Source organism: Actinoplanes sp. NPDC051388, from assembly GCF_055586225.1.
In genome coordinates, this window is sequence record NZ_JBVJIP010000001.1 from 679958 (window position 1) to 699523 (window position 19566).

21 protein-coding genes are annotated in these 19566 nt (G+C 70.6%); 16 read left to right on the top strand and 5 right to left on the bottom strand.

Annotated features, from left to right (window positions below; genetic code table 11):
* The first annotated feature begins 38 nt into the window (after positions 1–38).
* Genes ACZ6TI_RS03255 through ACZ6TI_RS03285 form a run of 7 tightly spaced genes read left to right on the top strand, consistent with a single transcriptional unit; the run spans position 39 to position 7000 of the window.
* A complete protein-coding gene (locus ACZ6TI_RS03255) occupies positions 39–998 on the top strand; it encodes a LacI family DNA-binding transcriptional regulator (protein WP_465343335.1) in 960 nt (319 codons plus the stop codon).
* A gap of 1 nt (position 999) precedes the next feature.
* Complete coding sequence (locus ACZ6TI_RS03260; RefSeq protein ID WP_465343535.1) at positions 1000–2589, top strand: FAD-dependent oxidoreductase; 1590 nt, start codon at positions 1000–1002, stop codon at positions 2587–2589.
* Between the two features lie 15 nt (positions 2590–2604).
* Positions 2605–3807 (top strand): ABC transporter substrate-binding protein, encoded by a 1203-nt coding sequence (locus tag ACZ6TI_RS03265; RefSeq protein ID WP_465343336.1) that lies wholly within the window; start codon positions 2605–2607, stop codon positions 3805–3807.
* Complete coding sequence (locus ACZ6TI_RS03270; protein ID WP_465343337.1) at positions 3804–4691, top strand: carbohydrate ABC transporter permease; 888 nt, start codon at positions 3804–3806, stop codon at positions 4689–4691. Before ACZ6TI_RS03265 ends, ACZ6TI_RS03270 begins: the two co-directional genes overlap by 4 nt.
* Positions 4681–5505: a carbohydrate ABC transporter permease gene (locus ACZ6TI_RS03275; protein WP_465343338.1), complete on the top strand. Its 825-nt coding sequence runs from the start codon at positions 4681–4683 to the stop codon at positions 5503–5505. Before ACZ6TI_RS03270 ends, ACZ6TI_RS03275 begins: the two co-directional genes overlap by 11 nt.
* 23 nt (positions 5506–5528) lie before the next feature.
* On the top strand, positions 5529–6392 hold the full coding sequence (locus tag ACZ6TI_RS03280) for an ATP-binding cassette domain-containing protein (protein WP_465343339.1): 864 nt from the start codon (positions 5529–5531) through the stop codon (positions 6390–6392).
* On the top strand, positions 6392–7000 hold the full coding sequence (locus ACZ6TI_RS03285; RefSeq protein WP_465343340.1) for a hypothetical protein: 609 nt from the start codon (positions 6392–6394) through the stop codon (positions 6998–7000). Before ACZ6TI_RS03280 ends, ACZ6TI_RS03285 begins: the two co-directional genes overlap by 1 nt.
* Here ACZ6TI_RS03285 and ACZ6TI_RS03290 read toward each other — a convergent pair.
* Entirely contained in the window at positions 6987–7952 is a 966-nt protein-coding gene (locus tag ACZ6TI_RS03290; RefSeq protein WP_465343341.1) for a phosphotransferase, read from the bottom strand. The two genes, ACZ6TI_RS03285 and ACZ6TI_RS03290, sit on opposite strands and share 14 nt — an antisense overlap.
* Positions 7945–9777, bottom strand: a complete 1833-nt coding sequence (locus tag ACZ6TI_RS03295) for a hypothetical protein (protein WP_465343342.1) — start codon at positions 9775–9777, stop codon at positions 7945–7947. Before ACZ6TI_RS03295 ends, ACZ6TI_RS03290 begins: the two co-directional genes overlap by 8 nt.
* A 227-nt stretch (positions 9778–10004) precedes the next feature.
* Here ACZ6TI_RS03295 and ACZ6TI_RS03300 point away from each other — a divergent pair, with 227 nt between their 5' ends.
* From ACZ6TI_RS03300 to ACZ6TI_RS03320, 5 genes are read left to right on the top strand one after another with little or no spacing between them, the layout of a single operon-like run.
* Positions 10005–11177, top strand: a complete 1173-nt coding sequence (locus ACZ6TI_RS03300; protein ID WP_465343343.1) for an OmpA family protein — start codon at positions 10005–10007, stop codon at positions 11175–11177.
* Positions 11178–11179: 2 nt separating this feature from the next.
* The gene (locus tag ACZ6TI_RS03305) at positions 11180–11770 is read left to right on the top strand and encodes a hypothetical protein (RefSeq protein ID WP_465343344.1); all 591 of its coding nucleotides are present in this window, start codon (positions 11180–11182) and stop codon (positions 11768–11770) included.
* On the top strand, positions 11767–12153 hold the full coding sequence (locus ACZ6TI_RS03310) for a hypothetical protein (RefSeq protein ID WP_465343345.1): 387 nt from the start codon (positions 11767–11769) through the stop codon (positions 12151–12153). Before ACZ6TI_RS03305 ends, ACZ6TI_RS03310 begins: the two co-directional genes overlap by 4 nt.
* A complete protein-coding gene (locus ACZ6TI_RS03315) occupies positions 12150–12911 on the top strand; it encodes a hypothetical protein (protein ID WP_465343346.1) in 762 nt (253 codons plus the stop codon). The genes ACZ6TI_RS03310 and ACZ6TI_RS03315 overlap by 4 nt, the downstream gene beginning before the upstream one ends.
* A gap of 1 nt (position 12912) precedes the next feature.
* A complete protein-coding gene (locus ACZ6TI_RS03320; protein WP_465343347.1) occupies positions 12913–13782 on the top strand; it encodes a NucA/NucB deoxyribonuclease domain-containing protein in 870 nt (289 codons plus the stop codon).
* On the opposite strand, the gene ACZ6TI_RS03325 is transcribed toward ACZ6TI_RS03320, so the two are convergent.
* The 3 genes from ACZ6TI_RS03325 to ACZ6TI_RS03335 form a co-directional block, all read right to left on the bottom strand.
* A complete protein-coding gene (locus tag ACZ6TI_RS03325) occupies positions 13769–13984 on the bottom strand; it encodes a hypothetical protein (protein ID WP_465343348.1) in 216 nt (71 codons plus the stop codon). The two genes, ACZ6TI_RS03320 and ACZ6TI_RS03325, sit on opposite strands and share 14 nt — an antisense overlap.
* 174 nt (positions 13985–14158) lie before the next feature.
* The gene (locus ACZ6TI_RS03330) at positions 14159–15091 is read right to left on the bottom strand and encodes a diacylglycerol/lipid kinase family protein (protein WP_465343349.1); all 933 of its coding nucleotides are present in this window, start codon (positions 15089–15091) and stop codon (positions 14159–14161) included.
* Positions 15092–15142: 51 nt separating this feature from the next.
* The gene (locus tag ACZ6TI_RS03335; RefSeq protein ID WP_465343350.1) at positions 15143–15721 is read right to left on the bottom strand and encodes a GAF domain-containing protein; all 579 of its coding nucleotides are present in this window, start codon (positions 15719–15721) and stop codon (positions 15143–15145) included.
* Between the two features lie 398 nt (positions 15722–16119).
* Between ACZ6TI_RS03335 and ACZ6TI_RS03340 the strand changes: the two genes are divergently transcribed.
* The 4 genes from ACZ6TI_RS03340 (at position 16120) to ACZ6TI_RS03355 (ending at position 19521) form a co-directional block, all read left to right on the top strand.
* Entirely contained in the window at positions 16120–16800 is a 681-nt protein-coding gene (locus ACZ6TI_RS03340; RefSeq protein WP_465343351.1) for a sigma-70 family RNA polymerase sigma factor, read from the top strand.
* Positions 16797–17594, top strand: coding sequence for an anti-sigma factor family protein (locus ACZ6TI_RS03345; protein ID WP_465343352.1), 798 nt, complete (start codon positions 16797–16799; stop codon positions 17592–17594). The genes ACZ6TI_RS03340 and ACZ6TI_RS03345 overlap by 4 nt, the downstream gene beginning before the upstream one ends.
* Positions 17595–17872: 278 nt before the next feature.
* Positions 17873–18568 carry a COG4315 family predicted lipoprotein gene (locus ACZ6TI_RS03350; RefSeq protein WP_465343353.1) on the top strand — a complete coding sequence of 232 codons (696 nt, stop codon included), beginning with the start codon at positions 17873–17875 and terminating at the stop codon, positions 18566–18568.
* Between the two features lie 173 nt (positions 18569–18741).
* Entirely contained in the window at positions 18742–19521 is a 780-nt protein-coding gene (locus tag ACZ6TI_RS03355) for a DUF4142 domain-containing protein (RefSeq protein ID WP_465343354.1), read from the top strand.
* The last annotated feature ends 45 nt before the right edge of the window (positions 19522–19566 follow it).

The window sequence follows — 19566 nt, forward strand, 5'->3', positions numbered from 1 at the left end:
CCGCGGGGCGGCGTGTGACGCAGCAGGACATCGCTCGGATGACCGGGGTCAGTCAGGCCACCGTGTCACTGGTGCTGAACGGGCGCGACGACGCCGACGTGCGGATCGCGCCGGAGACCCGGGAGCGGGTGCTCAAGGCGATCCGCACGACCGGCTATGTGGCCGATCCGATCGCCCGGCGCCTCGCCGCCCGGCACAACCGGATCCTCGGCGTCTTCACCTACGAGTCGGTGTTCCCGGCCGGGCTCGGCGACTTCTACCACCCGTTCCTGGTCGGCATCGAGGAGTGCGCCGAGCGGATCGGCTGCGACCTGTTGCTGCTGACCAGCGCGCCGGTGATCGACGGCCGGCGGCGCATCTTCCATCAGGACAACCGGTTGCGCCTCGCGGACGGCTGCGTGCTGCTCGGTCGTTCGCTCGATCCGGCCGAGCTCGCCCGCCTGCTCGCCGAGGGCCTGCCGTTCGTCAGTGTGGGCCGCCGCGACGACGCCGGCGGTCCGGTGCCCTATGTGGGCGCCGATTATCCGAATGCGACCGCCGCTCAGGTGCGGCAGGCCATCGAGCTCGGCCACCGGCGGCTGGTCTATGTGGGTGAGGGCAGCGGTCCCGAATCACACGCCGACCGGATGCGCGGCTTCCAGACAGAGGCAAAAGAGATGGGTACGCACGTGCCGGCCGCCGACTTCGATCTGGTCATGCGCGAGCGACCGACCTGCGTCTTCGTCGAGGAGTTCGCGGACGGCGTGGCACTGGCCGGCGAGGCGGAAGCGCGCGGGTTGCGCGTACCCGAAGATCTGTCCTTTGTGGTCCTTGGCGACCCGACCCGGCCGGCGGTGACGGATCGCGACTTCACCGGGTTCCGCATCCCGCGGCGGGAGATGGGCTGGCAGGCGGTGGAGATCCTGAACTCCATTTTGGAGGGACCCGGCGAGGAGCGGCAACGCCTGCTGCCCTGTGAACCGGTGGCCGGCGCGACGCTGGCGGTGGCCCGTGCGTGAGATGCGGGCCGATGTCGTCGTGATCGGCGGCGGCCTGGGCGGAGTGGCGGCGGCGCTGGGCGCGTTGCGCGCCGGGCGTTCGGTGCTGCTGACCGAGGAGTACGCATGGCTCGGCGGCCAGCTCACCAGCCAGGCCGTGCCGCCCGACGAGCACAGCTGGGTCGAGCAGTTCGGGGTGACGCGAAGCTATCGCGAGCTGCGCAACGGAATCCGGGACTACTACCGGCGGCACTACCCGCTGACCGGCCGCGCCCGTGCCATGCCGGACCTGAACCCGGGCGCGGGCCACGTGAGCCGGCTGTGTCACGAGCCGCGGGTCGCCGTGTCGGTCATCGAGGCGATGCTGTCCCCGTACCGCGGATCGGGGTTGTTGACGGTCCTGCAGCCGGCGAAGCCGGTGCGCGCGACCGTCGACGGCGACCGGGTGACCTCGGTGACGGTGACCCACAACTGCGCTGAAGTGGTGTTGACCGGGCCCTATGTGCTGGACGCGACCGAGACCGGCGAGCTGCTGCCGCTGACCGGCGCCGAGTTCGTGACCGGCTTCGAGTCGCAGGACGAGACCGGCGAGCCGAGCGCGCCCGCGCGTGGCGACGAGAGCAACATGCAGGCGTTCTCGGTGTGCTTCGCGGTGGACCATGTGGACGGTGACCACACCGTCGACCGGCCGGCGAGCTATGCCAAGTGGCGCGCCTATCAGCCGGAGTTCTGGGGCGCGCCGATGCTCTCCTGGCAGACACCGAACCCGCGGACGCTGGAGATCTCGACGCGCTCGTTCACGCCGAACCCGGACGACGACCCCTGGCTGGTGAGCGCCGACCAGCGGGTGAATCCGGGGGACGGGAACCTGTGGACGTTCCGGCGGATCGCGGCGCGGCGGAACTTCGCCGAGGGCTTCTATCCGAGCGACATCTGCCTGGTGAACTGGCCGATGATCGACTATTTCGAGGAGCCGCTGATCGGTGCGGCGGATCCCGACGCCGTCATTTCCAAGGCAAAAGAGCTCTCCTTCTCGGCGCTCTACTGGCTGCAGACCGAGGCGCCGCGGCCGGACGGCGGCACCGGCTGGAGAGGTCTGCGGCTGCGCGGCGACGTCACCGGCGGCGCGGACGGGCTCGCGATGGCGCCCTACATCAGGGAGTCGCGGCGGATCCGGGCCGAATACACCATTGTGGAGCAGGACCTGTCGCTGGCCGTGCGCGGCGACAAGGGCGCGGTCTCGCACGCCGACGCGATCGGCGTGGGCATGTACCGCATCGACCTGCACCCGTCGACCGGCGGCGACAACTACATCGACGTGGCGTCCTGCCCGTTCGAGATCCCGCTCGGGGCGCTGATCCCGCAGCGGATGGAGAACCTGCTGCCGGCGAGCAAGAACATCGGCACCACCCACATCACCAACGGATCGCACCGGCTCCACCCCACCGAGTGGAACGCCGGAGAGGTGGCGGGCGCGCTCGCCGCCTTCTGCCTCACGCGAGCGGTCACCCCGCGCGCGGTGCGCAACACCCCGGCCCTGCTGGCCGACTTTCAGCAACACCTGACCGCCGACGGCGTCGAGCTGCGCTGGCCCGACGTCAGCGGTTATTGAGGAAGGACCCCTCCCGTGAAACTTAGAGCGAGCTTTATGGTGCTGGCGCTGCTGGCCGGTCTCACCGCGTGCGGCGGCGACGACGGCGAGGCGGGCGGGCCGGTCGCCCTGCGGATGACCACCTGGTCGAACAACGAGGCGCACGTGGCGTTGTTCAACCAGATCGCGGCCGACTACAAGCAGACCCACCCGGATGTCACCGTCACCTTCGACGCGCTGCCGTTCGAGAGCTACACCACCACGGTCACCACGCAGATCGCCGGCGGCAATCCGCCGGATCTGGCCTGGATCCTGGAGAACTCGGCGCCGGACTTCGTCTCCTCCGGCGCGCTGGTGCCGCTGGACGGTGCGGTCGAGAACGAGGCCGAGCTGTCCGAGGCGGCCACCGCGCTGTGGCGGCAGGACGGCAAGCTGATCGCGTACCCGTTCTCCACCTCGCCGTTCGGCGTCTTCGTGAACACCGATCTCGTCGCTTCCCTGCCGGAGCCGTGGAACTGGGAGAACGCCATGGCTGCCGCGGCCGGGTCCAAGGGCCTGGTGGTGCGCGACTTCGACTACAAGTCGTGGGACAACCTGGCCACCATCTTCCAGGGCTGGGGCGCCGAGGCGTGGAGCGCGGACGGCAAGACGTGCGGCTTCAACCAGCAGCCGATGATCGACGCGATGACCTTCATCCACAAGTCGATCTTCACCGACAAGGCGATGCCGCCGCCGGGCGTGGCGGCCGACTTCTTCGCCGGTGAGGCGGCCATGACGGTCACCCAGATCTCCCGGGCGTCCCTGCTCAAGGACGCGAAGTTCAAGTGGACGCTGGTGCCGCTGCCGGCCGGGCCCAAGGGCGAGTATTCGGTGATCGGCCAGGGTGCGCTGGGCGTGCTGAAGAAGGGCAAGAACGCAGACGCGGCCAAGGACTTCCTCGGCTTCTTCACCAACGCCGCGAACTCGGCCAAGCTCGCGCAGTTCTTCCCGCCACCGCGAAAGTCGCAACTGACCGCCGAGACGCTGGCCAAGACCAACCCGCTGCTGAAGCCGGAACAGCTGCAGGACGTGGTGATCGACGGCATCGAGTCCGGGGTGGTCAAGCCCAGCCACGCCGGGAACGCGGAGATCTCCCAGGCCGTACGCTCCGCGCTGGATCCGCTGTGGAAGCCGGACGCCGACGTGCCCGCCGTGCTGAACGGTGTCTGCACGGCGATCCAGCCGCTGCTGGCGAAGTGAGTTTCTGGACGACGCGGCGGCGCGACCACCTGACGGGTTATCTGTTCATCGCGCCGCAGCTCGCCGGCACGGTGCTGTTCGTGCTGATCCCGCTCGCGCTGGTGGTCTGGTACAGCCTGCACGAGTGGAACGTGCTGGCGGACACCTTCGACTTCGTCGGCACGGAGAACTACCGGCGGCTGATGGACGACCCGAACCTTCCCGGCGTGCTGCGGGCCACACTGTTCTTCTCGGCCGGCCTGGTGGTCTTCAACCTCGCGTTGGCTTTACTTCTGGCGGTGCTGCTCAACCAGAAACTGCGCGGCACCACGTTCTTCCGGGTGGCGTTCTTCTCGCCGGTGGTGGTGTCGCTGGTGGCCTGGACCATCGTCTGGGGCTTCATGTTGCAGCGCAACGGCGGCGTCAACGGGCTGCTGGACGCGGTCGGCATCGAGGGGCCCAACTGGCTGCGCACCGGCGGCACCGCGATGGCGTCGGTGATCGTGGTGCAGGTCTTCAAGAACGTCGGCCTCAACATGGTGCTGTTCCTGGCCGCGTTGCAGGGCGTGCCGGTGTCGTTGCTGGAAGCGGCCCGGATCGACGGCGCGTCGTCCTGGACGACGTTCCGCCGCATCACGCTGCCGATGATCAGCCCGACCGTCCTGCTCACCTCGATCATCACGGTGGTCGGGTCGCTGCAGGTCTTCGCGCAGATCGCGGTGCTCACCCAGGGCGGGCCGGGCACCTCCACCACGGTCCTCGTCTACTACCTCTACCAGCAGGCGTTCCAGTTCCACGCCTTCGGTTACGGCGCCACGCTCTCCGTCCTGCTGTTCCTGATCGTGCTGGCGCTCACCATGGTGCAGTGGCAGATGCGCAAGAGGTGGGTCTTCCATGAGAACTAAAATCATCGGGTACGGGCTGCTCAGCGTGCTGTGCATCCCGTTCGTGTTCCCGACCTGGTGGATGGTCACGTCCTCGCTGAAGCCCAACGCGGAGATCTTCGCCTTCCCGCCGGCGCTGTGGCCCCGGGACGCGTCGCTGCGGGCGTGGCGCGACTTGTTCACCATGCAGCCCTTCGCCGAGCAGTATTTCAACAGCGCCTACATCGCGTTGCTGGTCACCGCCGGCACCCTGGCGGTCGCTTCGATGGCCGGCTACGCGTTCGCCCGGATCCGTTTCCCCGGGCAGAACGCGCTCTTCCTGATCGTGCTGACCGGCCTGCTCATCCCCAGCGAGGTGACGATCGTCCCGCTCTTCCGCATGTTCAACGCGGCCGGCCTGGTCGACACCCACTGGCCGCTGATCCTGGTGCCGATCTTCGGGGCGCCGTGCGTGCTGGCCACCTTCATCATGCGGCAGTTCTTCATCACCCTGCCCGGCGAGCTGGAGGAGGCGGCCCGGATCGACGGGCTCGGCCGCCCGGCCATCTTCCGCCGGATCGCGCTGCCGCTGGCCCGCCCGGCACTGGGCGCGGTGGCCATCTTCACCTTCCTGCACAGCTGGAACCTCTATCTGGAACCGATCGTCTTCATCAGCTCCAAGAACCTCTACACGCTGCCGCAGGCGCTGACCCAGTTCACCGACGCCTACCAGGGTCCCCTGTGGAACGTGCAGCTGTCCGCCGCGTCGATGACCGCGATCCCGGTGCTGATCGTGTTCGTGCTGGCCCAGCGCCAGTTCATCGAGGGCCTCGCACACACCGGCCTGAAAGGTTGACCGCTGTGGGATAGTGGCCCGCGATGATCGAGACCATCGAGCTGAGCAAGGCATATCGCAAGGTGCGCGCGGTGGACGACCTGTCCTTCAGCGCGCGGCCCGGCCGGGTGACCGGGTTTCTCGGGCTGAACGGCTCCGGCAAGACCACCACGCTGCGCATGCTGCTCGGGCTGACCCGGCCGACGTCCGGCGTGGCGCTGATCAACGGCGTGCCGTTCGGTGAGCTGAAGGACCCGGTGCGACAGGTCGGCGCGGTGCTCGAGCAGGGCATCAGCCATCCCGGGCAGAGCGGCCACGCGCACCTCACCTCGCACGCGATCCTGGCCGGCGCGAGCCGCACCCGGGTCGGCCCGCTGCTCGACCGGGTCGGGCTGACCGACGCCGCGCAGCATCGCACCGGCGACTACTCGCTGGGCATGCGGCAGCGCCTCGCGGTGGCGACCGCGCTGCTGACCGAGCCGCCGGTGCTGATCCTCGACGAGCCGGCCAACGGTCTCGACCCGGAGGGCATCGCCTGGCTGCGCCGGCTGCTGCGCGACCACGCGGACGCCGGCGGCACGGTGCTCATCTCCAGTCACCTGCTGGCCGAACTGGCGCAGCTGATCGACGACGTGGTGATCATCGCCGGCGGCCGGATGCGGCACGCGACGCCGCTGGCCGACCTCTACGGCACCGTCGAGCAACGGTTGCGCGTCCGCGGCCGCGACCCGCAACTGCTGGCGGCCGCCTTCGAGAGCGCCGGCGCGCAGGTCGACGGCGAGGAGGTGGTCGGACTCTCGGCCGAGGAGGCGGGGGAGGTCGCCTTCGCCGCGGGTGTTCCGCTCTACGAGTTGACCGCCGAGACCCCCAACCTCGAGCAGATCTTCCTGAACCTGGCGGCCTCCTGATGATCAATCTGATCCGCGCCGAACTGCACCGGATGGCGACGATCCGGTCGAGCTGGCTGACCATCGTGGTGTTCGGGGTCTCGGCCACCGCGTTCGGTGTGCAGAACGCGTACTGGTGGCAGTTGTTCTCCGGGCTGGGCGCGTTCGGCATCTCGGTGCTCACCGTCGCCCAGCACTACCAGCACCGCACGGCCGCGCTGATCTATCTGGTCCGCCCGAAGCGGATCCAGGTGCTGCTCGCGCAGGTCATCACCACGGTGACGGTCTCCTGGGGGATCGCCGCGCTGAGCGGCATCCCGGTGCTGCTGTTCCAGGACTACGGCGGACTCGCCTACCGCCGCACGCTGGCGGTGGTCCCGATCATGGCCGTGTTCGGCGCCGCGATGGCCGCGATCGTGCGCCGGTCGAGCTGGCTGCTCTACGGCTTCGCGGTCTGGTTCGTACTGGTCGAGGGCCTGATCGGCCAGCTGAAATGGCAACTGCCGATCTCCGCCTATCTCTATGCGGCAAAGGGTGACGCCTTCGGCGTGGAGGTCTTCATCGTCTGGGCGGTGGCCGCGCTGGCGGTCGCGGTGCCGATGCTGGCCCGCGACCTCAGCTCCGACTGACCCGTCCCGACCCGAGCAGCGCGACGCCCAGGTCGAGCGCCGCCTCGGTCCACGGATCGCGCTCGGCCCACGGCTCGCCGGCCTCGTCCTTGCGGATCTCCCGGACGCCGGCCTCCATCAGCAGCTCGCAGCCGAGCAGGCGGTGGGCGCGGGCCGGGTCGGCGGCCGTCTCGACGCCGAGCCAGACCTCCATCAGCTCCTCGGCGTGCGACCAGCCGCCCACCCGGGCGCACCACCGGGCGGCGTCGAACTCGGCCGGGCCGAGGTAACCGCAGGTGTCGAAGATGTGCGGGCCGCCGGAGTTCCACAGCATGTTCGCCGGGGCCGGGTCGCCGTGCAGCAACGCGGTGGGTGTCGCGTCGAACTGCGCCGCGACCAGATTCCACCAGTCGTCCGGTGGCTGGTAGCCGTGCCGGATCAACGAGCCCTGGGTCGCGCCGTAATGCAGCCGCAGCCGCTCGCTCAGCGCCGACCGATCCGCGACCGGCACGTCGACCGCATGACCCCGGCCCAGCTCGGCCGCCATCCGGGCGGTCAGGTCGCGGGCCGCGACGGACCCGGGCGGCGGTACGTCCACCGCGTCCCCGTCCACAAAGGGCATCAGCAGCCAGCTCACCGGATCGTCGCCGCGCGCCAGCACCGGCACGGTCGCGACCCCGTGCTCGGCCCAGGCGCCCTGCACGACGCTCTCGTTGGGGCGCTGCCGGCCGTACATCTTGAGCACCACCCGCTCGCCGCCGGCCCGGTCGAAGACCAGCAGCAGCTGCGGCTTGCCCCGATGCACGTTCAGCGACCGCACGAAGGTGCTCAGCCCGAGCGGCTCGCGCAGTGTCTCCAGGGCCTTCTGCGCCGCCCGCACCTCGGCCACCTCGTGGCTGTACGCGTCCGCGCCGACCCGCCGGGACACACCGGCCAACTGCTCATGCACCGCCTCGGCCAACGCGTCACTCATCTCGGGCCCGAGCGAAGGCGCCCTTGCGCAGGTAGTCGCCGAAGTCCACATCGGGGTCCTCGTCCGGCCGGTAGCCCGCCGCGCGGAGGTCCTCGAAGGCCAGCCGGGCCGGGCCGTCCGCGATGGTCCGCACGTATCGCTCCGGCGGATTCCCGGCGAGATGCGCGAAGGTGTGCAGCACCTTGGCCGCGGCGATCACCCAGGCGTCCACCATCTGCTCGAGCTGGTCCTGATAGAGCACCCGCCCGGCCGCGCCACCGGCGTCGCCGTCCTGCAGCTCGAACCGGCCGTTGTCGAAGCGGAATCCGCGGGAGTCGGCGGGCAACTGGCCCAGCGTGATCGAGATGGTGAGCCGGCCCGCTCGGCGCCGCTCCCGCTCGAGCTCGACGAGCCTCTCCTCCCAGTCGCGGATCCGGTCGAACCACCGGGCGGCCACCACGGTCTGGTGGTTGAGCACCGCCCAGACCGCCTTCTCCTCGTCAGGGGTCTCGGCCAGCGGGTTGCCGTCGGCCACCCCGGTCAGCCGGTCCGACGACCAGATCGGACGGTCGCGGTGGGCGGCGGCCAGCACGTCCGGGCCCGGGTCGGGGTCGAAGGAGTCCTGCCGCCCCTGGATGTCGAGATCGGTGGCGGACATCCGCCAGGCCGCCATGCGCTGCCACTCCGGGCCGTAGTGCACCACGACCACCAGATCGGGCAGCTTGACCAGGGCATCGCCGATCGGTTCGTACGCGTCGACCGGGCTGACCTCCATCGCCGTCACCCACGCGCCGGCCACGTCGCCGCTCTTCATCGCGGTCAGCGCCCGGTGCCCGAGGAAGCCGGCGTTGATGTCGTGCTCCCGCTCGGCCAGGGCGGTCCGAGCGGCCCGGGTGGCCGGGCGCTCGTCGTCCGCCGGGTCGTCGATCGGGTCGGCGGGGTTGCCGGACGTGCGCTCCAGCTCGGCGTTGGCGAGCCGGACCAGATCCTCGAACCGGGCATAGCCGGCCGAGAGCGAGCCCGCGAGGTAGCTGCCGACCGGGACGCTGCCCGCGTAGGGGCCGCTGATCACCACGCCGACGCGGTGCGTGGCGATCAGCTCCCGGCGCACCCGCAGCAGCAGGCCGGACCGGGACGGGCGCGGCGCCGCCACCCAGGGGCACACGATCGAGCCGAGCGGCCGCAGGGTGCGCCCGGCCTCCATGGCGACGGTGGGCTGCTTGGCGCCGTGCTCCCAGGAGCCGGGGAGGCTCAGCCGGTCGAGCTCGTCGTTGATCTGGGATCGCAGGTGCTCGAGGTCGGCGTCCGGCTCGGCGAAGACCGGGATCTGATATTGGTCCAGGAACCGGTAGGTGGAGCCGCGGAACTCCTTGACCACGCCCACCGCGCCGACTCCGGGCAGCTCCTCGATGGTGCCCGCGATGACATAACGCAGCAGGCGGGGGTCGGTGAACTCGGGGAGCGCGGCGGCGCCGCCGATCCGATTCACCGCGGCGGCCGTCTCCGGGACCAGCGCCTCCTCGGGCCGCACCCCGGCGGACAGACTGCGCAGCTGGTCCAGCGGCTCGCCGAGCTTCTCGGCGATCCGGGCCTGGGTCTCGGGGTCCTGCTTGGTGAAGCGGAACGCCCGGGCGGACTTCGACGGCTCCCGGCCGGCCTCGACGTCCTTGAAATGGGTCTGGTAGCTGCCGAAGGTGCCGCGCGGAATGCCGAACTCGGCCGCCGCCCGCCCGGCGGTGTAGCCGTTGTCGGTCTGCCACTTCTGCATCTTCCGGAAGACCTCGTCGACCCCGGAGCGGCCGTCGCCGGCCTCCGGGTCGTCGGGCTTTCTCGCTGACTTGGGCAAGGACTCTGCTCTCTGGTGTCCGAAATACGACGAGTTTCGCAACCCCGGCCGCACCGACTATACGAGCCGCCTACACCGCAGGCAAGTTGTTGATAGATGTCGTCACACGCTTGCGACAGTGCGGCTAATTTGTCGTTGACAGCTGCGGTGGCGAGGATCACGATGACTCCAGGTGTCACGTTGGTTCTACACCCAATGGAAATCGTGACACGTCGGGGAGGTGGCCCATGAGGGTCAAGAGAGTGCTCGTCACGCTCGTCGCGGCCGGCTCGCTGCTGCTGGGCGGCTGCGGCAGCGTCAAGGACCTGGTCGACCCGCCGACCCCGTCCGCGGGCGCGGGGGCGGGCGTCACCGTCGTGGTGGCCGGCGGCACCGCCAACCAGCCGGCCGACCTCGGCCCGCTCGACCCGGTCGTCAGCGCGGCCGTCGCGGCCGGTCGGGACCTCGTGATCATCACGCCGGGCGAGAGGCCCGAGGTGATCGCGGAGATCCGGCCCGGCGACGATCTCGCCCGGACCGAGAACCCGGAGTTCCGCGCGAAGCTCATCGACACCTACACGGCGGCCGCCCGCAAGGCACTCCGCGAAGCCGCGGCCACCACCGAGGAGCACGCCTCGTTCGACGCGATCGTGCTCGGCAACCGCTACCTGGCCGGGCCGGGCGACGAACAGTGGGTGCTCGACTCGCTGCTCTCCACCGCCGGGCTGATCCGCTTCCAGGACCCGGGCCTGATCGACGCCGAGCCCGGCGACGTCGTGCCGCAGCTCAGCGAGAACATCGGCCAGCTGCGCGAAAACACCATCCACCTGGTCGGCGCCGGCGACGTGGCCCCGCCGCAGGAGCCGCTGTCGCCGACGCAGAAGCGGAACCTGATCGCGATCGCCACCGGGTCGCTCACCGCGTCCGGCGCCACGGTCGACCTGGTCCGCACCCCGCGCACCGGGCCGGGCCGGGACGGCCCCCGGGTCACCCCGGTCGCGGCGCAGGCGGCGGTGATCCGCCTGCCCGCCGCGGCGCCGTCCGCGCCGATCGAGGTGCCGGTGCCGGCCGGGGAGTTCTTCGCCCCGGACTCCGACGAACTGCTCGACCCGGCGGCCGCGGCCCGGATGGTGGCGCCGTTCGCCGCCTGGGCCACGGCCGACCCGGCCGGAACCCTGGAGATCCACGGGCTGACCGCGCGCGGGCCGGACCCGCACCCGGCGAAGCAGAAGGCGCTCGGCATGGCCCGGGCCGAGCGCATCAAGGGCCTGCTGGTGGCGGCCGGTGTCGAGGACGGCCGGATCACCTGCTTCGGCTGGGGGTCGTACTCGCGGTGGTTCGTGCCGGAGACCCGGCCCGCCGAGCAGGCAATCAACCGCAAGGTCGTCATCCGGGCGATCCCGGGTGCGGGAAGGAACTGACGATGAAGATCACCGACCGCATCTGGCACGCGCCGTGGACGCGCGCCAAGGACCACGTCGTGCTGGGCTGGCACGGCCGCCGCGACGCGGCCCACGGCCTGCCGAACCGGACCGATGCCGGGTACGCGGACAAGCTGGCCGCCGAGCACCGCACGCTGCAGGACGCCTGCGCCGACGACCTGGCCGACCGCGAGCGCAAGGACCTGGAGCGGATCGCCGCGCTGGCGCGCACGCTGGCCCACCGGGTCGAGGAGCAGGAGCGCTTCGCCGCCGAGGTCGAAGCGATCCGCGCCGCGTACCCCGGGCGCGGCGCGACCGAGGACGGCCTGCGCAAGCAGCGCGACCGCAACGAGCGCGACCGGGCCTGCGCGACCGAGCGGGCTCGGCTGGAGCGGGCCCGTGCCGCCCGGCAGGCCACCGAGGTGGAGCTCGAGCTGATCGAGAAGCGGGTCCAGCAGCGCCGGGTGCGCCTCGGCCTGCGCGCCGACGAGTACCGCGGATGGATGGAGCAGCGGACGGCGATCTACGCCCGGGCCAACGCCCGGGCGCGGGCCCGCCGCCTGCACAGGGAGAGCAGGAGGGCAACCCGATGATGATCGGCCGGAAGAGGCACGCACACGTCTCGCGGAACCGTCGCGAGGCCGGGATCGAGAAGCCGCTGGTGCACGACCCGATCGACGAACTGGCCGCGGCCGGCGTGATCGACGCCGGCAGCCCGGCCGTCACCGAGGGCCGCATCGCGCACGGCACCGAACTGGCCATGACCCGGCGCACCGCGCTCACCGCGCTGACCGAGCGCCGCGAGATGCGGGACCGGGCCCGGCTCGCCGGGCTGGTCGACCGCGAGCGCGATCTGCGGACCGAGATCACCGCCGTGGAGCACGACCTCGCGGCCCTGGAGATGGATCTGGCGGCGCGCGACGGCGCCTCCTTCAAGCGCTACGGCGCCCTCGAGCGTGGAGGTGATCGGCCATGACGATGATCGAACCCAACCCGGGGCCGCAGGACCGGCCCCCGGCGAGCCCGGGACGCTACGCCCGCCAGCGGTCCACCCGCCGCTGGGTGCGGCAGGGCCGGTGGGTCTGGCCGCTGGTCTTCCTGATCGTGGTGTCCGCGGACATCCCGATCATGTATTCCAGCGTCGCGGCCCAGGTCAACGCGGCCCCGATCGTGGTCTACGCGATGGCCTTCGGCCTGGCCCTCTCGCTGACCATCGCCGCCTCGATCGCCGCCCTGCAACTGGCGTTGTGGCTCGGCGACGGTTATCTCCCGCACCTCGTCCTGTTCATCGCCATCACGCTGATCTGGGCGTCCGCTCTGTTCTGCGTCTGGCTGTTCCGGGTGCAGACGCACGGGGTGGCGGCGCTGAGCGGGCTGCCGGACGGCGCCGCCACCGCCGGGGCGCCCGGCGACCTGGCACTGTCCACCCTGCTCACCCTCGTGCTCGCGGTGACCGGCCTGATCCAGGCGGCCGAGACGTTCGCCGCCCACGACCCGGACGTGAAGGCGCACCGCATCTTGAAGCGCCGGCTCCGGCGGCTGCGTTTCCGGGCCTACCGGCTGGCCGTCCGGCGGTCCTACCTGCAGGCGCGAATCGCGATGCGGGCCGAACGGGCGCAGGGCCGGCGAGCCCGGATCGCGACCCTGGTCCAGGCGTTCCGGGCGGTGGCCCGCGAGCGGATGCTGGCGGTCGGCGGTTCGCCGGACACCACCGACCGGGTGTGGGGGCGCTGAGATGACCAGCGAGACGATGGTCGCCCTGGGGCTGTGCGTGATCCTGCTGATGGTCGCCCGCACGGTCCTGGGGTTCCCCCTGCGGATCCTGGGTGGGCTGCTCGGCTTCCGGGCGTTCGTGCCGTGGCGGTTCGGCATCCTCCTGCCGGCGGTCCTGCTGCTCGCCCTCGCGGCGGCGTTCGCCGGCACGCCGGGGGTGGACACCACTCAGGACGGGCCGGCGCGCGACACCGGACCCGCGGCGCCCACCACGGTCACGCCCGAGGCGGCCCGGATCGCCGCGAATTGGCGTACCCGGGAAGTGACGCCGGGGATCTCGACGGCGGTGCTGGCCGCGGCCGCCGAGGCCTGCGCCCGGCAGGCCCTCGCGGCCGGCGCGGACGACTGCCTGGACGGTCCGCCGATCCTGGTGATCGGCCGCGACCTGCCGCAGGTCGCGCGCTTCGACGCGGCCGCGCTGACCGCGCACCCGGGCTGGCATCGGCTGACCCGGGACGGCAACGGCGCGAGTCACGAGGCCCTCGGTGTGCAGCGACAGTGGTACAAGAGCCCGGTCTGGTCCGCGGAGAGCGGCGACGTGTGTGCGCCGGCCGCGGCCACCACCACGACGCTGCCGTCGGACTGCCAGGAGTTCCCGTTCTGGTCCACCCTGGAGGGCGGACCGTTGCACAGCTGGGCGGGGCCGCCGGCCCGGGTCGGGCTGATCAGCGCGAGCGAGAACCGTCGCGAGGGTGCGACGCTGGGCCGGTTCTTCGAGCGGTGCCGGGTGGCGGTGGCGCCGCCGGTCGCTCTGCCGGGCACGCCGGACACCGCCCCGGCGACGTTCATCGTGGTGGCCACGATGGCGGTCCCGACGTTCAGTGTCTGCTGAGGTCGTAGCCGGCGGCGGCCAGGGTGACCAGCAGGGCGGCGGTGCCCAGGGCCACGGTCAGGGTGTGCCGCCAGGCCGTGCGGCGGGAGCCGGCGATCGATCGTTTGGCGTCGCGCACGTCGCGCCAGGCGGCGTGGGTGCGGCCCAGGCGGTAGCCCAGGACCAGAACGGTGGCGGCGGTCAGGACGGAAGCGACGCTCACTGCGGAACTCTGGTGGTACGTCATGGCGAACCCCCGGGAGACGTAGCGGGGGGGGGGGGGGGAGGCAGGGGGGGGGGGGGGGCCCCCCCCCCCCCCCGCAACCAGAGGATTAAAGAGCCTTTAGAACCATAAAAACCCCGCTCGGGTACGGACGCAGACAGCGCTGACTGTCGCCTATCCGACCGCGGGCACCTCGCCGTTGATGCGCTGGCCGGGCGCCCGCACCCGGGGGACGCAGATCTTGATCGCGCCCGGCACGACCTTGACGGTGAGCTTCTTGACCGCCTCGCGGGCGCCGCCGTCCAGCTCGTATTCGAGCTTCGACTTCAGGGTGATGTCGATCTTGCGGGCCCGGGTCATCCGGACGAAGGGGGAGTGGTCGGACCGGCCGACCGCCATCGTCCCCAGCGCCCGCGCCCACTGCAGCGCACCCTGCGCGGTGGCCACCCCGACGTCCAGCCAGCCGTCGTCCGGCTGCGCGTCGTCGAAGGCGTGGATGCCGCCGGTGATCGTGCCGACGTTGCCGACCAGCACGCAGCTCGCCTCGTCGTCGAACCACTCGGTGCCGTCGATCACCACCTTGGCCCGCGGCGCCTCGCCGTTCACGTGCCGGACGCCCGCCCAGACATAGGCCAGCTTGCCGAGCCGGTCCTTCATCTTCTTGTCGGCGTCCTGGATCATCGCGCCGTCGAAGCCGATGCCGGCCATCACCGCGAAGTGCTCGCCGTTGAGTTTGCCCAGGTCGACGGCGCGGCGCTCGCCCTCGAAGGCGAGGTCCACCGCACCCGCCAGGTCGGCCGGCACGCCCAGGTTGGTGGCCAGCAGGTTGCCGGTGCCGGCCGGGATGATGGCGAGCGGGGTGCCGGTGTCGGCCAGCACGTCGATGGTGCGCTGGACCAGGCCGTCACCGCCCCAGGCCACGACCAGGTCGACGTCCTTCTGCAGGGCCTTGCGCACCTGCTTGGGGGCCTTCTTGCTCTTCGGCACCTCGTACCAGAAGAGCTTGTCGACGCCGTGCGACGTGATGCGCGTGCGCAACTCGTCGAGCCCGCCGTCCAGCGTCTTGCCGGAGTGGGCGACGACGGCGATTCTTCGTGGTGTCCGCATGGGACGCGCATTTACCCGATCGAAGCTTTTTCTACGCGGCGCCCAGATCAGTCAGCTGACGGTCTGGCGCATCCGCTGCTCGGCGGCGGCGCTGCGGATCACCATCAGGCGCAGCTCGAGCTCGTCGGAGACCATCTGGGCCAGGTGCTCCAGCGCCTGCAACTGGCGCGGGGAGGCCTCGCGCGGGCGGCTGTCGATCACGTTGACCGTGCCCAGGCGGTAGCCGTCGTGGGTGCGGATCGGCGCCGCCGCATAGAACCGCAGGCCCAGCTCGCCGCGGACCAGCGGGTGCGCGAGCGTGCGCGGGTCGACCGCGGCGTTGTTGATCACATAGATGCCGTCCTGCTGGATCACCGACGCGCACAGGCCGGGCTCGTTGCCCACCTGCCGCACGCCGACCAGGCCCTGGCAGGCGGCCAGCCACACCCGGTCCTGCTCGACCAGGGAGACGGTGGCGATCGGGGTGTCGAAGATCGCGCCGGCCACGAAGGCGATCCGGTCGTACGCGTCCTCCACCGGCTGATCCACCAACCGGTATCGCCGCACCGCCGCCAGCCGTGCCTGCTCCTCGGGCCCGACGGCATCGAGGTATTGGTATGCGTTGGACGAGACCGGGCTGCTGTTCGTCATCCGGGGCACCCCCTCACGCATGTGATCCCCAGTGGTCACCGTGAGCTTAGTGAACGTGAGGGGGAGTGCCGCAATGCCCCTGGTGGCCCAATCCGGCCCAACTGGACCGGGGAAGTCGAATGTCGCACAAACTGTGAGGCCTTACGCTGCACGGCTTCGGGGTTCGACGCCCAGTGAGTAGTATTCGCGTGCTCGGCCGCACATATCGGTGCAGATGGATGGTTTGCGATCCGTCCACTGCGCGGGCCCCCCTGCCCTTCGCCCCCCGGAGGAACCTTGCTGTCACGCGCTGCCCGCACCTCAGCAGAACCTTATGAATTTCTTGTCCGCCAGTTGATCCCCGCCGGGGTCCCCGCCCGTAAAGAGGGTGACGGGGAAAGCACCGGCAGGAGGAATCGATGCATGCGTCAGTCATGGAGCGGCGTGCGCCGGACGGGGTGTGCGGCATGACGCAGCAACGATCCGGTGGCAGGTGGCAGGCTCTCGACGGAGGCCGTGGTGCGGAGAATGATGGTTCGGTGATCCCGCGACAGGCCCCCAGGCACGAGGCAGCGCCGACCGCGGCAGATCATGAGGACACGCTGGTCCGGATGCTCTATGAGGAGCATGCGGGTCCGTTGCTCATGTTCGTGCTGCGGCTGACCGGCGGTGACCGGCAACGTGCCGAGGACATCGTGCAGGAGACGTTGCTGCGGGCGTGGCGCAATGCGCACCGCCTCGGAGCCCAGGGGCAGCAGTCACTGCGGCCCTGGCTGGTGACGGTGGCGCGGCGGATCGCGATCGACGATCACCGCAGCACCACCGCCCGGCCGCCGGAGACGTACGACCGTGAGCTGGAGAGCTTCCCGAGCACGGCGGACGACACCGATCGGGTGCTGCAGCTGATGACGGTGACCGATGCGCTGAAGACGCTCAGTCAGTCGCACCGTGAGATCCTGGTGGAGACGTATTTCCGCGGCCGGACGGTTCCGGAAGCGGCGGAGGTGCTTGGACTCCCGCTGGGGACGGCCAAGTCACGGGTGTACTACGCACTGCGGGCTCTGCGTACGGCTTTGCAGCAGCGGGGGGTGACGGAATGACACAGGAACAACACTTCGACGTGGCGGCGTACGCCCTCGGGGTGCTCGACGAGCGCGACGCGGGCCGTTTCGAGGACCATCTGATCGAGTGCCCGGCCTGCGCCGTGGAGCTCGAGTCGTTCCTCCAGGTGGCCGACATCCTCGCGGACGTGGACGCGGACGCCCTGGTGGCGACCGAGGAGTCCCGCAAGGACGGCGTGGTCCTCAAGCAGATGTTCGGTGCGGTGCGCAGCGAGCGGCGCAAGGCCAACAGCCGGCGGCTCTATTCGCTGGCCGCGGCGGTGGTCGTGTTCGCGATGCTCTCCATCGGCGCGCTGTTCGCCGGCGCCCAGTGGATGGCGCCCGATCAGCCGCAGGCGCCACCGGTCGCTCAGCAGCAGCAGCAGCAGAAGGCCGGCGGCCCGACGCAGCTCGACCCGCTGCCGCAGAGCGACGGCGGCGCCGGCTTCGGCGGCACCGAGCTGCGCGGCGAGCGGGTGGGCAGCACGGACGCCCGCAGCGGGGTCCGGCTGGACGCGGCGCTGGAGCCGAAGGACTGGGGCACTCAGGTGCAGTTCGCGGTCTCGAACATCAGCGGGCCCAAGCTCTGCCGGCTGGTCGCGGTCCGCACCGACGGCAGCACCGAGGCGCTGTCCACCTGGTCCGTGGGCGAGAAGGGCTGGGGCACCGCGCAGCGCGAGGAGCCCCTGCTGCTGCAGGCGATCACCGCCCTGCCGCGTTCCGAGATCGCCCACCTGCAGGTGCAGGAGGTCGCGAAGAACGGCGCCACCGAGACCCTGGTGACCGCCCCGTAAGAATCCGCTCCACCGAGAAGCCCGGCCGCATCCGCGACCGGGCTTCCTTGTTTCCGGGATTCCTCGCGTTCCGGAGTCGGCGCCATACTTTCCGCAACCATTTCGGCGCCATTGACGTTAATACGTGCCACGCCCGCCGAAGGGTTCAAACGAAAAACAAACAAAATTGAGCCGTGGTGATTCAACCGCGCGCCGCCGGTCCTGCGTACTACTGCCCGGAAACGCAGTGCAGACAAAGACGCTGGAGGGCAACCGTGGTTCCGGAGAAGCGAAAGTTGATGGTCGTTTCGGCGGCCATCGCGGTGGCGTTCGCGCTGCCCGGATGCGCACCGGCCGGTTACAACGCGTCCAACAACGGCGGCGGCGTCGAACCGGCGGCCAACGCCGTGGACGCCACCGATGAGCCCACTGCCGAGCCCACCGCGGAACCGACCGGCGAACCCTCGCCGACGTCGACCGGTGAGGCCGGGAACGGCACGGACGTGCCGGAGCTCAGCGAGGACGACATCACCAGTGAGCTGACCGGCACCAAGGTCAAGCGGATGGGCGACGTCGTCGTCGACCAGGAGGGCTGGGTGCTCTACCGCTTCGACGCGGACCAGGCCAAGCCCGAGCCGAAGACCACGTGTTACGGCGATTGCGCAGCCATCTGGCCGCCCGCGCTGACCGTGGACGGCAAGCCCGAGATCAAGGGCGTGGACCCGGACGACGTCGGCACGGTCACCCGCGAGGACGGCAGCAAGCAGCTGACCATCGGCGACTGGCCGGTGTACCGCTATGCCGGCGACAAGAAGCCGGGCCAGTGGCTGGGCCAGAACATCGGCGGCAAGTGGTTCGTCGTGGAGCCCGACGGCACCAAGAACCTGACCTGCCTCCCGCCCGTCTCGAAGCCGATCGCGCCGCCCAAGGCCGACGACGAGGAGGACGCGGAGAGCGATTCCGGCGGTGCCGGATCGACGGACTACAGCTACTGAGCGTCACCCCTGGGCATCGTCCGAACGGACGATGCCCAGGGGTTCAAAACTGAAGCCATAAGTTCTCTTTAGGCCGCTCCTAAGTGTTCCGCATTTCCGGCCGACGGCATTGCGAACCACCGATGCGTGCTTCTAACGTTCTCCCGTAATTCCCTTTCGGAGGTGTTTCAGAGATGATTGCCAGCTCCTACTCAGGACGGCTCGTCCGCTGGGTCGTGGGCGTTTCGGCAATGGTCCTGGTGGTGCTCGCCGCACCGGCCGCGGCGCAGGCCGCGGACACTCCCATTCCGATCCCGTCCAGCAGCGGACTCTCCAACCGTGGCGTCGGTGAGATCGCCATGGCCGACCGGGACTTCGTGGTGAAGGTGCGGCTCGCCGGTCTGTGGGAGATCCCGGCCGGGAACATGGCGGTGGAGAAGTCGGAGGACCCCAAGGTCCGGGCGATCGGCAAGGCCATCGCCGCCCAGCACGTCACCCTGGACAAGCTGGACATCGCGGCCGCGAAGAAGCTGGGCATCGCCCTGCCGAACGTGCCGACCGAGCAGCAGCAGGGCTGGCTGGCCGAGATGAAGGCCGCCAACAGCGTCACCTTCGATCAGATCTTCGTGGACCGGTTGCGCGCGGCGCACGGCAACATCTTCCCGGCGATCGGGACGATCCGGTCGAGCACCCGCAACGACGCGGTGCGGAAGCTGGCCCAGGAGGCCAACCAGTTCGTCATGACCCACCTGACGTTGCTGGAGAGCAGTGGCCTGGTCAACTACGGCGCCCTGCCGACCGCGCCGCCGCCCGCCGCGAACAAGGGACCGGTTCCGGTGGACGGGCAGATGCTCGCCGCCGCGGCCGGACCCGGAGGCGTCTCGGGCGTGAACACGTCCGTGATCTTGATGGTCCTGGCGGCGGCTCTCGTCGCCGGAGTCGTCACCACCATGCGCATCTTCCGAGCCAGGTAGCCGCGCATTTCGGTATCGACCTGGCCAAGCCGACCAGGCCGTACG